At 36.7% G+C, this 13,394-nt stretch carries 14 protein-coding genes; all 14 read left to right on the top strand.

The genetic code is table 11. From position 1 onward, the window contains the following. Positions 1-49 precede the first annotated feature (49 nt). On the top strand, positions 50-1,474 hold the full coding sequence (gene ccoN, locus KO527_RS10365) for a cytochrome-c oxidase, cbb3-type subunit I (protein ID WP_216040241.1): 1,425 nt from the start codon (positions 50-52) through the stop codon (positions 1,472-1,474). Between the two features lie 10 nt (positions 1,475-1,484). Next, the gene (gene ccoO, locus KO527_RS10360) at positions 1,485-2,105 is read left to right on the top strand and encodes a cytochrome-c oxidase, cbb3-type subunit II (RefSeq protein ID WP_042144045.1); all 621 of its coding nucleotides are present in this window, start codon (positions 1,485-1,487) and stop codon (positions 2,103-2,105) included. A 21-nt stretch (positions 2,106-2,126) separates the two neighbouring features. Beyond that, positions 2,127-2,312 carry a cbb3-type cytochrome c oxidase subunit 3 gene (locus KO527_RS10355; RefSeq protein WP_042144043.1) on the top strand — a complete coding sequence of 62 codons (186 nt, stop codon included), beginning with the start codon at positions 2,127-2,129 and terminating at the stop codon, positions 2,310-2,312. Beyond that, the gene (gene ccoP / locus KO527_RS10350; protein WP_216040240.1) at positions 2,309-3,274 is read left to right on the top strand and encodes a cytochrome-c oxidase, cbb3-type subunit III; all 966 of its coding nucleotides are present in this window, start codon (positions 2,309-2,311) and stop codon (positions 3,272-3,274) included. Before KO527_RS10355 ends, ccoP begins: the two co-directional genes overlap by 4 nt. 120 nt (positions 3,275-3,394) lie before the next feature. Beyond that, positions 3,395-3,895 carry a FixH family protein gene (locus KO527_RS10345; protein WP_216040239.1) on the top strand — a complete coding sequence of 167 codons (501 nt, stop codon included), beginning with the start codon at positions 3,395-3,397 and terminating at the stop codon, positions 3,893-3,895. Positions 3,896-3,902: 7 nt separating this feature from the next. Further along, entirely contained in the window at positions 3,903-6,305 is a 2,403-nt protein-coding gene (locus KO527_RS10340) for a heavy metal translocating P-type ATPase (RefSeq protein ID WP_216040238.1), read from the top strand. 16 nt (positions 6,306-6,321) lie between these two features. Next, the gene (gene ccoS / locus KO527_RS10335) at positions 6,322-6,516 is read left to right on the top strand and encodes a cbb3-type cytochrome oxidase assembly protein CcoS (protein ID WP_216040237.1); all 195 of its coding nucleotides are present in this window, start codon (positions 6,322-6,324) and stop codon (positions 6,514-6,516) included. Beyond that, positions 6,513-7,187 (top strand): sulfite exporter TauE/SafE family protein, encoded by a 675-nt coding sequence (locus KO527_RS10330; RefSeq protein WP_216040236.1) that lies wholly within the window; start codon positions 6,513-6,515, stop codon positions 7,185-7,187. The genes ccoS and KO527_RS10330 overlap by 4 nt, the downstream gene beginning before the upstream one ends. 34 nt (positions 7,188-7,221) lie before the next feature. Continuing rightward, positions 7,222-7,965, top strand: a complete 744-nt coding sequence (fnr, locus tag KO527_RS10325; RefSeq protein ID WP_216040235.1) for a fumarate/nitrate reduction transcriptional regulator Fnr — start codon at positions 7,222-7,224, stop codon at positions 7,963-7,965. Between the two features lie 104 nt (positions 7,966-8,069). Next, on the top strand, positions 8,070-8,996 hold the full coding sequence (uspE, locus tag KO527_RS10320; RefSeq protein ID WP_216040234.1) for a universal stress protein UspE: 927 nt from the start codon (positions 8,070-8,072) through the stop codon (positions 8,994-8,996). Between the two features lie 170 nt (positions 8,997-9,166). Then, a complete protein-coding gene (gene ttcA / locus KO527_RS10315) occupies positions 9,167-10,099 on the top strand; it encodes a tRNA 2-thiocytidine(32) synthetase TtcA (RefSeq protein WP_216040233.1) in 933 nt (310 codons plus the stop codon). Positions 10,100-10,206: 107 nt separating this feature from the next. Next, the gene (gene mnmA / locus KO527_RS10310) at positions 10,207-11,334 is read left to right on the top strand and encodes a tRNA 2-thiouridine(34) synthase MnmA (RefSeq protein WP_216040232.1); all 1,128 of its coding nucleotides are present in this window, start codon (positions 10,207-10,209) and stop codon (positions 11,332-11,334) included. A gap of 13 nt (positions 11,335-11,347) precedes the next feature. Then, entirely contained in the window at positions 11,348-11,947 is a 600-nt protein-coding gene (hflD, locus tag KO527_RS10305) for a high frequency lysogenization protein HflD (protein ID WP_252733617.1), read from the top strand. A 58-nt stretch (positions 11,948-12,005) separates the two neighbouring features. Then, positions 12,006-13,373, top strand: coding sequence for an adenylosuccinate lyase (gene purB, locus KO527_RS10300; protein WP_216040231.1), 1,368 nt, complete (start codon positions 12,006-12,008; stop codon positions 13,371-13,373). Positions 13,374-13,394: the final 21 nt, after the last annotated feature.

The raw sequence follows: 13,394 nt of genomic DNA, 5'->3' as shown, positions 1-13,394 counted from the left end.
AATAGGAAGTTGATTTCTTAATGCAATTTATTGCATCGGAAGCCGGAAAATGAGCCAAGTAGCATCACAAACAGAATACAACTATAAAGTTGTACGACAATTCACAATCATGACTGTGATTTGGGGCCTTATTGGTATGAGTGTTGGTGTTCTTATTGCAGCCCAGTTAGTTTGGCCTGCATTGAACTTCGACACACCATGGCTAACATACTCCCGACTGCGTCCGTTACATACGAACGCCGTTATATTCGCATTTGGTACTAGTGCATTGTTTGCTACCGCATACTATGTGGTACAACGTACTTGTCAAACGCGTCTTTTCTCTGACAAATTAGCTGCATTTACCTTTTGGGGTTGGCAACTTGTAATTGTACTCGCTGTTATTACATTACCTTTAGGTATGACACAAGGTAAAGAATACGCAGAACTTGAATGGCCAATAGATTTATTGATCACAATAGTATGGGTTACTTTTGCAGTTGTATTTTTTGGGACTTTAATTAAACGTAAAGTATCTCATATATATGTAGCAAACTGGTTCTACGGTGGTTTCATCTTAACTGTTGCTGTATTACATCTTGTAAACAGCATGGCAATCCCTGTATCACTGACTAAGTCTTACTCGATTTATGCTGGTGCAGTAGATGCTATGGTACAGTGGTGGTACGGTCATAATGCTGTTGGTTTCTTATTAACAGCGGGTTTCTTAGGCATGATGTATTACTTTGTTCCTAAGCAAGCAGGTCGTCCAGTTTATTCTTACCGTTTGTCTGTAGTTCACTTTTGGGCACTTGTGTCTTTATACATCTGGGCTGGTCCTCACCATTTACATTACACGGCTTTACCTGATTGGACTCAATCTTTAGGTATGGTTATGTCAATTATCTTATTCGTTCCATCTTGGGGCGGTATGATCAATGGTATTATGACGCTTTCAGGTGCATGGCATAAACTTCGTCATGACCCAGTATTACGTTTCTTAGTTGTATCTCTTTCATTCTACGGTATGTCTACGTTTGAAGGTCCGATGATGGCAATCAAATCTGTAAATGCATTATCGCATTACACTGATTGGACTGTTGGTCACGTACATTCAGGTGCTTTAGGTTGGGTTGCAATGGTATCTATTGGTGCTGTTTATCACTTAGTTCCTAATTTATTTAGCCAAGGTCGTATGTATAGCACTAAGCTAATCAATACACATTTCTGGTTACATACAATCGGTGTGGTACTTTACATCGTAGCAATGTGGATTTCAGGTGTAATGCAAGGTCTAATGTGGCGTGCAGTTAATTCTGACGGTACTTTAATGTATAGCTTTGTACAGTCATTAGAAGCTTCATACCCGTTCTACTTCATGCGTTTTGTTGGCGGTGTATTCATCGTTGCAGGTATGGTGATCATGCTTTACAACGTACTTAAAACAGTTTCTGCGAAAAACGACTCGCTTGAAGCTGAAGTACATCCGGCATAAGGGGTAGATAATGAGTCAAAAAAATTCACAAAATAAGCATGAGATCGTTGAAAAAAATGTTGGTTTATTCGCAATATTAACGATTTTTGCAATTAGTTTTGGTGCGTTAGTTGAAATTACTCCACTTATGTTCCAAAAAGATACCACTGAACCTGTAGATGGATTACGTCCGTTAACAGCTTTAGAAATGGAAGGCCGTGATATTTATGTGCGCGAAGGTTGTTATAACTGTCACTCACAAATGATCCGACCATTCCGTGATGAAGTTGAGCGCTACGGCCATTACTCTGTTGCAGGTGAAAGCGTATGGAACCACCCTTTCCAATGGGGTTCTAAGCGTACTGGTCCTGATTTAGCACGTGTTGGTGGTCGCTATTCTGACGATTGGCAATATGCGCATCTAATGGATCCGCGTTCAGTAGTACCTGAGTCTAATATGCCAGCTTTCCCGTGGTTAGATGAAAATGTACTTGATGGTGAACTAATCGCTAAAAAACTAGAAGTTTTTAAAGGTTTTGGTGTGCCATACACAGATGAAGATATTGCTGGTGCTAAAGCTGCAGTTAAAGGTAAAACAGAAATGGAAGCCTTGATTGCATATTTACAACAGCTTGGTACTCATCTGAAATAATTTTTTATAGGTTAAAGAATTATGGATTACGGAACATTCAGAGGCATATTTACTCTGGTTTTAATGGTACTTTTTATTGTTATCGTTTGGTGGGCATTTAGTAAGCGTACTAAGTCAAAGTTTGACGAAGCTGCTAATGCGATTTTCGAAGACGAAAAAAAGCACGAAACGACAATCAACGATAAAGAAAAGGAGTCTGAGAAATGACTAGCTTTTGGAGCATTTGGGTCGTCGTTTTAACACTAGCATGTTTAGCTATTGTTTTTGGCTTATTAGTTTGGAACTTAACAAACTATGCTGGGGTTGAAGAAGGCGAAAGTTGTGGCCATGAATTTGATGGCATTGAAGAATTAAATAATCCACTCCCTAAGTGGTGGACTTATATGTTCTTCGCAACATTTATATGGGCTGTTTATTATCTAGCTGCTTACCCAGGTTTAGGTAACTGGGAAGGTTTAGGTAATTGGACAAGTTCAAATCAGGGTATTAAATCTCTTGCAGAATCAAAGCAAGCGGTAATTGATGCCAAAGCAGCAGGTAAAACGGTTCAACTTGATGTTGAAATGCGTAAAGCAGAAGAAAAGTTCGGTCCTTTATTCGAATCTTTCGCTAAACGTGACATCAAAGATCTTGCAACTGATGAACAAGCATTAGAAATCGGTCAGCGTTTATTTTCGCAAAACTGTGCGCAATGTCATGGTTCAGATGCACGTGGTTACCAAGGTTTTCCAGATCTTACTGATAACGATTGGTTATATGGTGGTTCTCCTGCACAAATAAAAGAGACTTTAATGAACGGGCGTATCGCTCAAATGCCACCTTGGGGTGATGCACTTGGCGAACAAGGCGTAAAAGAAATGACAGCATTTGTTTTAAGCTTATCTGGTCGTAAAGTTAATCAAAAAGACGCTAATGCAGGCGAAGCTAAGTTTGCTATGTGTTCTGCTTGTCACGGTGCTGATGGTAAAGGGTCACTGGCTCATAATTTACCATTTGGCGCACCAAATTTAACAGATAAAGTTTGGTTATATGGTGGCTCACAACGCGCTGTAGAAGAAACTTTAGTTAAAGGTCGTGCCGGCGTAATGCCTGCTTGGAAAGATATTTTAGGTGAAGATAAAGTACATATCATCAGTGCTTATGTTTACAGTTTATCTAATTCTAAGTAAGCATTTTTAAATGTATGAAAGCCTCCTTTTGGAGGCTTTTTTTATACCTAAAATCTATGATTTTGTCGTAAATTCAAGTAAAATACGGCCTAAATTTATTTGATTAAGACGCTTCAGAAAATGACAAAAACTCTTCCCTGGTATAAGCAATTCTGGCCTTGGTTTTTACTATTTATTCCATTAGCAACTGTTGTTGCATGTACTATTTTTGCATATATCGCATTTTCAAATACGCCGGATATGGTAGTTGATGATTACTACAAAAAAGGTAAAGCAATCAATTTAGATTTAGCCAAATTTGATAAAGCAAAAGCACTGTATTTACATGGTGATTTAAAAATAAATAATGATACTGTGTCGTTTAAATTCACTAAAGGTGACAATAATAATGTGCCTTCCTTAAAAGTCTCTTTTTACCATACAACGATTAAAGCGCACGATTTTACAGTCATGCTAACTAAAAATGGTAATGGTGAATTTACCGCTTTAACAGATAAAATTATTGATGGTCGTTTTAATATATTTATCGAACCATTTGACAGTGTTTGGAAACTAAAAGAAACCATTAAGTTACCGTACGACCAAGCGTTTAAAATCTCACCACAATATAATAAAAAATAAGTAATCTATGACACACCCCAAAGAACATGCCTTTTCTTCACAATCTGAATGTTTTCATTGTCTTGAAAGTATCCCTTTGGGGTTTATTCAAACTGTAGAATACGATAATCAAGCGCAACCTGTTTGCTGTATCGGTTGCCAAGCTGTTGCTGAATCTATCATTTCTTCTGGTATGACTGATTATTATAAGTTTAGGACCACTGCTGCTGGAAAAGTACAAGAACTGATCCCTGAGCAATTATTAATGTTCAAAAGTTATGATGATGACGATATTCAAGAAGATTTCATACATCATTCGGGCGAGTTATCAGAAGTTTTACTCAGCGTTGAAGGCATTAGCTGTGCCGCCTGTGCTTGGTTAATCGAAAAACAATTATTATCTTTAGGGCATATTACGCGAGTCGATGTAAATACATCGACACACCGTGCAATGATCTTGTGGGATAAATCACAACTTAAATTAAGTACTATTATTGAAGCTTTGGCGCGTATTGGTTATAAAGCATACCCTTTTCAGCCAGATGTAGAAGAAGCTCAAAAACAACAAGTTGCCAAGTCATATGTACGCCGACTTGGTGTTGCAGGTATTATGACAATGCAAGTTATGATGTTTGCCTTTGCTTTATATTTTGATATGTTTTCTGATATGGAAGATGACTTTGAGCAATATTTTAGGTGGATCAGCTTCGTTTTAGCCTCTCCAGTAATTCTTTATTCTGCCCTTCCCTTTTTAACCAGTGCCATACGCGCACTAAAAGTCAAACAACTCAATATGGACTTGCCTGTTTCCTTAGCTATTTTTGGGGCATATATTGCAAGCACTTGGGCAACAGTTTTTAATACTGGTGAAGTCTACTTTGAATCAATTTGTATGTTCACTTTCCTTTTATTATTAGGCAAGTATTTAGAGTTTAGAGCGCGTTTAAAAGCCAGTGAGTTCACATCAAATTTACAAAAGCTATTACCACTAACAGCGCGTATTGTAGATAATTTTCAAGAACAAATAATCGCAGCAAAAAAACTAAAACTTAAAGATATCATTTTAATTAAACCGGGTGAAATTATACCGGCTGATGGTGTGGTGATAGAGGGTGAGACCACAGTTGATGAATCGATGATGACAGGCGAGCATCAGGCTGTTACTAAAGAAATCAATACTCAGGTTTATGCTGGTACAACTAACCATGATGGTTTAGTTAAAATCAGTGTCAACCAACTTGGCACGCATACCCTAATAAATCAAATCGTTAGCCTACAAAATAAGGCCCTTACCAGTCGCCCTAAACTTGCTGAAATTACCGACAAAGTTGCTCAGTGGTTTGTCGCCGTTTTATTAGTTGTTGCAGGCTTTACTGCTACATATTGGTATGGCATAGACCCACAGCACGCATTTTGGATCACAATATCAGTGTTAGTGGCAACTTGTCCCTGCGCATTAAGTCTTGCTATTCCTACTGCATTGACGTGCAGTGTGGCAAATTTAACCAAAAAAGGCTTATTAATAAAGAAAGCACATGTACTCGAAACCCTCACAAAAATAGATTCTTTTGCATTTGATAAAACAGGCACGTTAACTGAGGGCTGTTTTACAATCAAAAAGTCGCATTATTTAGATAATCGTTACGATGAAAATACAATTTTAGCTTTAGCTTCAGGTTTAGAATTTCATTCACAACATCCTATTGCTAAGGCTTTTAATTTTGATACTTCGTCTTTAGAACCTTTGACAGATGTTACTATTGAGACCGGTTTTGGTATTAAAGGGTTATATCAAGGTCAAGATATCGCCATAGGTAAAAATGGCTGGTTTAACGCTCTAGAGCTCCCAGTTCAAGTTGTGCTTTATATTAACGAAAAACCTATCGCTGCATTTGAACTTGAAGACAAAATACGTGATCGTGCACAACAGTTAATATCTTTTCTTAAAGATAAAAACTTAAATACCCACTTATTAACAGGCGACCCTTCACAGGCAGGGCCTGACCTTGCAAAAAAATTATCTTTAGATGATGTACAAACGGGCTGTAGCCCCGCTCAAAAACAAGACTACGTTGCTAATATAATTAAACAAAATCATGTTGTTGCTATGGTAGGTGATGGCGTTAATGACAGTCCAGTATTTAATACTGCGCATTTATCGATTGCTATGGAATCTGGTGCCGATATTTCTAAAAACACAGCCGATGTTGTGCTATTAAATAGTGATCTAAGCTCCATTGAACATTTAATTAAAATCAGTCATAAAACACGGTGTATTGTGAAACAAAACTTAGCCCTTTCTCTTGCATATAATGGCTCTATTTTGCCTTTAGCAGCAATGGGCATGGTTCAACCTTGGATGGCTGTTATTGGCATGTCAGCCAGTTCTATAATCGTGATAACAAATTCATTAAGACTATTAAAACCATAACAAAGGTATTGAAATAATGAGCATCATTTATGTATTAATTCCGATAGCAATTATATTTGTAATAATCGCAATCGCTGTTTTTTTCTGGGCCGTTAAAAGTGAACAGTTTTCTGATTTAGACAAACAAGCCCACAGTATATTATTTGACGATAGTGAAATTAAGACAAAACCTAACAAAACGAAAGATCCAAAGAATAATCAGCCGCTATGACAGAGTCTTTATTTTTTACCGCTTTTTTTATGGGTCTAGCTGGTAGTGGGCACTGTATTGCTATGTGTGGTGGTATTGCATCATCTTTACAATTTGCGATTGAAGACAAAACAAAAGCACAACAATATGCCCTACTTTATAATTTAGGCAGATTATTAAGCTATAGTATTTGCGGCGCTTTAGTAGGTGGCATTAGTTCTGTTTTTGCTAAACAATCAAACGATTTTTCTTTATTTTTATCTTTTATAAGTGGTATTTTTATGGTGCTTGTAGGCCTATATATCATGCGTTTGACAGCAAGCTTAAATTGGTTAGAAAAATTTGGGAAATTCGCAATATGGCAGCATATTGTTAAATTGAATAAATACTTATTACCACTCAATACAAAGAAAAAAGCATTGGCATATGGTGCGCTTTGGGGCTGGTTACCTTGTGGATTAGTTTATTCTGCATTAACTTGGGCTATCACAACACAAAGTGCGAGTTCAGGCGCATTATTTATGGCTAGTTTTGCTTTAGGCACCTTACCTGCCATGATAGGGTTAAGTTTTGCAGCACAAACTATCAATAACTGGCTCAATAACAGCATAATCCGTATTGTTCTAGGTAATATCTTAGTATTTTACGGTTTATACCTTTTAGCTATTGCAACCCAAAACGCACTGCATTAATCTATAGTAGTAGTTTAAAATAGACGGAATTTCAATGGATCTTAAAAATAAAATACCGACAAGTTCAAATTGCCAAATTAGCTGTAATAGTTGTAGCATCAGTCAGTTATGCTTACCTGTAACACTTAATGAAAGCGAAATGGGTAAACTTGATGATATCATCGAACGTAAAAAACCATTTCATAAAGGCGATTTACTATTTGAAGCCGGCAAAAAATTAAATTCTATTTTTGCGGTCCGCTCAGGTTCGTTTAAATCTTATACCATCTCTGAACAAGGTGATGAGCAAATCACTGACTTTCATCTAGCAGGTGATATTATTGGTTTTGATGGTATATTTAAAATGGAACATCAAAGTTATTCACAGGCTATGGAAACTGCTATGGTATGTGAAATCCCTTTCACTACTTTAGATGAGTTATCTGGAAAATTACCAAAATTACGCCAACAAATAATGCGCATGATGAGTAGTGAAATCAACTACGATCAAGAGATGTTATTACTTTTAAACAAAAAAACAGCCGAAGAAAGATTAGCTGCTTTTATTTGTAATTTATCTCAACGATTTGGTGAACGTGGATTTTCTAAAAAAGAATTTAGATTAACTATGACACGTGGAGAAATTGGAAACTACCTTGGTTTAACAGTAGAAACCATTAGTCGACTATTGAGCCGCTTCCAAAAGTCAGATGTAATAAAAGTTGAAGGTAAATTCATTACCATTATTGATCTTGAGCAATTGAATACAATTGCAGGTACCAAATCTAAAAGCGAATAATTTCGTCTTTGTATATTGATCTTAGACAATTTTTTTTCATTTAAACCTGTCAAATCTGCTAACTTAACTTACACTAAAAGTAAGCAAATTTGAGAGGTTAAATGATGAATACAATAAAAAAAATACTTGCAGTAATTGATCCAAGTAAATCAGAACAAACCGCTTTAAAACGTTCATTTGAATTAGCACAAAAATCTGGTGCTAAAATCACTGCATTTTTAACCATATACGATTTTTCCTATGAAATGACGACTATGCTATCTCTTGATGAAAGAGAGGCTATGCGTAATGCTGTTATAAATGACAGAATTTCATGGATTAATTCGTTAATAGAGCAATACAAAGAAACTTTAGATATTGACTGCAAGGTTATATGGCATAATCGCCCTTTCGAATCAATTATACAAACCGTACTTAATGAAAACTACGATATTGTTTTAAAAGGTACCCACGAACATGCAACTTTAAAATCAGTGATATTTACGCCAACTGACTGGCATTTAATTAGAAAATGTCCTTGCCCTGTATTATTAATAAAAGAGCACTTATGGCCTGCAAAAGGCAATATCATCGCAGCTGTGAATGCTTCTGCTGATGATGAACAACATCTTGCTCTTAATCAAAGAATAATGAATGATGCAAAATTCATTTCAAACCTCATCGATGGCAATTTACATATTGTAAACTCCTTCCCTGGCACACCAGTTAATATTGCTATTGAAATTCCTGAATTTGATCCCACTCAATTTAATGAATCTGTTAAAGTGCATCATACTCAGGCATGCCACGAACTTGCGCAACAGCATGATATTCCCCAAAGCCAATGTCATATTAAAGAAGGCTTACCAGAAGATGTCATACCCATTATTGCTAATGAATTGGATGCAGAGTTAATTGTTATGGGAACAATCGGCAGAACGGGTCTCAGTGCAGCTTTAATTGGTAATACAGCTGAACATGTTATAGATACCTTAAATTGTGATGTTCTAGCCTTAAAACCTGATGGTTATATTAGCCCATTGGCTAAATAACCTTATGTGGCTATCAATCTAAGATAGCCACCCATATTTTTTGCAAAGCAGCAAAACACCTGCTCACCAATTTCACTAAAAAATATTTTTACTCGCTAACTTTTAATTTTGCTTTATAATACGGCGCTAATTTTATAGCTCAGCTTTCTATTATCATTATAGGGTCCTTAATGTCATCACCTGCTTCTCATTCTGCTCAAACCAAGGCTAAACACACTTTAAATAAATTAGAAAAACGCCTGAGACGTAGCACGGGACAGGCTATTAAAGATTTTAATATGATAGAAGATGGTGATCGCATCATGGTATGTTTATCTGGTGGTAAAGATAGCTATGCGATGTTAGATATCTTAATGCAATTAAAACGTGTCGCTCCTATCAAATTTGAATTAGTCGCAGTTAACTTAGATCAAAAACAACCTGGTTTTCCTGAACATATCTTACCTGAATATCTAGAAACTTTAGATATTGAATACAAAATTGTTGAAGAGAATACCTATAAAATTGTGACAGATATAATTGAAGAAGGAAAAACAACTTGTTCATTATGTTCTCGATTAAGACGCGGTATATTGTATCGTACAGCTAAAGAGCTAAAAGCTACCAAAATAGCCTTAGGCCACCATAGAGATGACATGATAGAAACCATGTTTTTAAATATGTTTTATGGCGGTAAATTAAAAGGTATGCCAGCAAAACTTGCCAGTGACAATGGTGAGCATATGGTGATCCGTCCACTTGCATACTGTAAAGAAGAAGAGATAGCCCAATACGCAATGCTAAAAGAATTTCCTATCATTCCTTGTAACTTATGTGGTTCACAAGAAAATCTTCAAAGACAAAACATAAAAGCGATGATCGCACAATGGGAAGTTGAACACCCTGGCCGTGTAGCGACTATGTTCACTGCAATGCAAAACGTTGTACCATCTCACTTAGCAGATAATTCTATTTTTGATTTCAAAAACCTGCAGAAAACGGGTTTGCCAAATGCAGATGGCGATGTCGCTCTAGACAAACCTGACATTCCCGCTATTCCTGTCGGTTTAAAACAAGAACAAGATAGTAACGGCGTTGAAATTCAAGCAATTGAGTTAAACTAAGTCTATTTTATAAACTCAAAGGAATATTCAAAGTATTTGACTATATTCCTTGAGGTTTTCTAGTGCTATAATACGTGCCTTTAATATTTAGCATTTATTTAATTACTATGAGCGATAATCATTTGAGCGATTCTTCATCTTCTAATAAAAACACTAAAGTCATCGTTGGCATGTCTGGTGGTGTCGATTCTTCAGTTTCAGCATATTTATTAATGCAACAAGGCTATCAGGTTGAAGGCTTGTTTATGAAAAATTGGGAAGAAGATGATACAGATGAATATTGTGCTGCATCAGAAGATTTAAAAGATGCACAAGCAGTATGTGATAAGTTAGGTATTGAATTACACACAGTTAACTTTGCAGCTGAATACTGGGATAACGTATTTGAGTACTTCTTAGCTGAATATAAAGCAGGCCGTACTCCTAACCCTGATATCATGTGTAATAAAGAAATAAAATTCAAAGCATTCTTACAATTTGCTGCGCAAGCTTTAAAAGCAGATTACATTGCGACAGGTCATTATGTAAGACGCACAGAAAATAACGGAAAATTTGAGTTGTTACGTGGCCTTGACGACAATAAAGATCAAAGTTACTTCTTATATGCTTTAAGTCACGAACATATCGCGCAGACATTATTCCCTGTTGGTGAATTAGAAAAACCAGAAGTACGTCGTATCGCTGAAGAGCAAAACTTAATTACCCATAATAAAAAAGACAGTACCGGTATCTGTTTTATCGGTGAACGTAAGTTTAAAGACTTCCTACAAAAATACTTACCTGCACAGCCAGGCAAGATAGAAGATACCGATGGTAATCAAGTTGGCGATCATGAAGGTTTGATGTATCACACTTTAGGTCAACGTAAAGGCTTAATGATAGGTGGTATGAAAGAAGGTTCTGGTGAGCCTTGGTATGTTGTTGATAAAGACATGGACCGAAATGTATTAGTTGTTGGTCAAGGCAAAAATCACCCTCGCCTATTTTCAAATGGTTTAATGGCTAATCAGCTAGACTGGCTTGATAGAGCAGGTCCAAAAGGTACTAAACGTTGTACAGTTAAAACACGCTATCGTCAAACAGACTTGCCTTGTACTTTGCTTGTTAGTGAAGATGGTTATGCCCGCGTATTGTTTGATGAACCACAATCGTCTGTTACACCAGGACAATCTGCCGTGTTTTATGATGGCGAAGTGTGTTTAGGCGGTGGTATTATCGATTCAGTGATTAAATAAGGTCATACTTAGCATGCAATATCAAGTTATGGCACTTGCTGCCATGTGCCAAGCGGCACACATGGTACAAAAAGTAGCACAAGGAAAATCTGTTAATACTTATGACCTTGAAATGATGCTGTCATCTCTAGTTGTCACTGATCCAAACAGCCCTGAAGAAATTTATCGAAGTCAAGGCGATTTAAAAACAGGGTATCAACTCGTTGTACAACAACTTGATTCTGGCCCACAAAAAAGTGTTGAACTAGTAAAATATGTGGGTGGATTAATCCAATTAGAACGTGCTTTAAATAGCAAACCACAACAATTAAACTTATTGGGCACAAAAATAGAAGATATTAAGCGTCGCTTAGCTCATTTTGAAATTACAGATGAGTCTGTTGTAGCCGGCTTAGCTGATATATACGCAGATGTCGTCAGTCCACTTGGACAGCGTATTCAAGTGTTTGGTGAGCCAAGTTTATTACAGCAGAAACAAACCCAAAACAAAATCCGTGCATTATTGCTAGTTGGCATTCGTGCTGCTGTTTTATGGCGACAAATGGGCGGTAAACGTCGTCAATTTATTCTCTCAAAGGGTAAATTGGTACGTACAGCAAAATCTATGATTTAAATTATCTTATGCCTAACGATAGGCATAAGACTCTTCGTATATTTAATTAGGAGTTATAATGGAACTTTCAGCATTAACCGCGATCTCACCTGTTGATGGGCGTTACGGTAGTAAAACTAAAGAGCTACGTAGCATTTTCAGTGAGTTCGGTTTAATAAAATACCGTGTAACGGTAGAAGTTCGCTGGCTACAAGCGCTATCACGCGCTGAAGCAATTGCTGAAGTACCTAGTTTTAGTGATGAAGCAAATGCATTATTAGATGCGATTGTTACTAATTTTAGCGAAGCAGATGCACAACGTGTTAAAGACATCGAAAGCACAACTAATCACGATGTTAAAGCTGTAGAATACCTATTAAAAGAAAAAGTAGCTGATAACGCTGAATTACACGCTGTAAATGAATTTATTCACTTTGCCTGTACTTCAGAAGATATCAATAACCTATCTCATGCTTTAATGCTAACTGAAGCGCGTGATGAAGTATTACTTCCTTACTGTGATAAATTACTTTCAAGCCTTAAAGATTTAGCAGTTGAGTACAAAAGTATTCCGATGATGGCGCGTACACACGGTCAGCCTGCTTCACCTTCAACTATGGGTAAAGAAATGGCGAATGTTTACATGCGCCTTAAACGTCAACGTGATCAAATTGCTCAAGTTGAAATGTTAGGTAAAGTAAATGGTGCTGTTGGTAACTACAACGCTCATCTAAGTGCTTACCCAGAACATGATTGGCATCAACACGCACAAGAATTTGTTACTAGCCTAGGTATTACTTTAAACCCTTACACAACTCAAATCGAACCGCATGATTACATTGCTGAGTTATTTGATGCGATCGCACGTTTCAATACTATCTTATTAGATTTTGACCGTGACGTTTGGGGCTACATTGCATTAGGTCACTTCAAGCAAAAAACCATTGCTGGTGAAATTGGTTCTTCAACTATGCCACATAAAGTTAATCCAATTGACTTTGAAAATTCAGAAGGTAACTTAGGTCTAGCAAATGCTATATTTGCTCACCTAGCACAAAAATTACCTTTATCTCGCTGGCAGCGTGATTTAACAGATTCAACTGTTTTACGCAATTTAGGTGTAGGCATGGGTTATGCTGTAATTGCATACCAATCAACACTAAAAGGTATGACTAAACTACAAGTAAATGAAGCCAAATTACTTGAAGAATTAGATCAAAACTGGGAATTACTTGCTGAACCGATTCAAACAGTTATGCGTAAATATGGTATCGAAAAGCCATATGAAAAACTTAAAGATTTAACTCGTGGTAAACGTGTAAATCAAGAAATTATGGCTGATTTCATCGACGGTTTAGAACTTCCTGAATCAGCTAAAGCTGAAATGAAGCTTATGACTCCAGCCAACTACATTGGCCGCGCAATTGCTTTTGTTGATGAACTATAAACCCGCTTTGCGGATTTATTA

This window comes from Pseudoalteromonas sp. C2R02 (genome assembly GCF_018860845.1).
Classification (GTDB): Bacteria; Pseudomonadota; Gammaproteobacteria; order Enterobacterales; family Alteromonadaceae; genus Pseudoalteromonas.
This window is presented reverse-complemented; position numbering and strand designations above follow the sequence as displayed.

What these genes read in the sequence shown, in the direction of transcription:
- ccoN (WP_216040241.1), top strand. Translation starts at nt 50, where the DNA reads ATGAGCCAAGTAGCATCACAAACAGAATACAACTATAAAGTTGTACGA.
- ccoO (WP_042144045.1), top strand. Translation starts at nt 1,485, where the DNA reads ATGAGTCAAAAAAATTCACAAAATAAGCATGAGATCGTTGAAAAAAAT.
- KO527_RS10355 (WP_042144043.1), top strand. Translation starts at nt 2,127, where the DNA reads ATGGATTACGGAACATTCAGAGGCATATTTACTCTGGTTTTAATGGTA.
- ccoP (WP_216040240.1), top strand. Translation starts at nt 2,309, where the DNA reads ATGACTAGCTTTTGGAGCATTTGGGTCGTCGTTTTAACACTAGCATGT.
- KO527_RS10345 (WP_216040239.1), top strand. Translation starts at nt 3,395, where the DNA reads ATGACAAAAACTCTTCCCTGGTATAAGCAATTCTGGCCTTGGTTTTTA.
- KO527_RS10340 (WP_216040238.1), top strand. Translation starts at nt 3,903, where the DNA reads ATGACACACCCCAAAGAACATGCCTTTTCTTCACAATCTGAATGTTTT.
- ccoS (WP_216040237.1), top strand. Translation starts at nt 6,322, where the DNA reads ATGAGCATCATTTATGTATTAATTCCGATAGCAATTATATTTGTAATA.
- KO527_RS10330 (WP_216040236.1), top strand. Translation starts at nt 6,513, where the DNA reads ATGACAGAGTCTTTATTTTTTACCGCTTTTTTTATGGGTCTAGCTGGT.
- fnr (WP_216040235.1), top strand. Translation starts at nt 7,222, where the DNA reads ATGGATCTTAAAAATAAAATACCGACAAGTTCAAATTGCCAAATTAGC.
- uspE (WP_216040234.1), top strand. Translation starts at nt 8,070, where the DNA reads ATGAATACAATAAAAAAAATACTTGCAGTAATTGATCCAAGTAAATCA.
- ttcA (WP_216040233.1), top strand. Translation starts at nt 9,167, where the DNA reads ATGTCATCACCTGCTTCTCATTCTGCTCAAACCAAGGCTAAACACACT.
- mnmA (WP_216040232.1), top strand. Translation starts at nt 10,207, where the DNA reads ATGAGCGATAATCATTTGAGCGATTCTTCATCTTCTAATAAAAACACT.
- hflD (WP_252733617.1), top strand. Translation starts at nt 11,348, where the DNA reads ATGCAATATCAAGTTATGGCACTTGCTGCCATGTGCCAAGCGGCACAC.
- purB (WP_216040231.1), top strand. Translation starts at nt 12,006, where the DNA reads ATGGAACTTTCAGCATTAACCGCGATCTCACCTGTTGATGGGCGTTAC.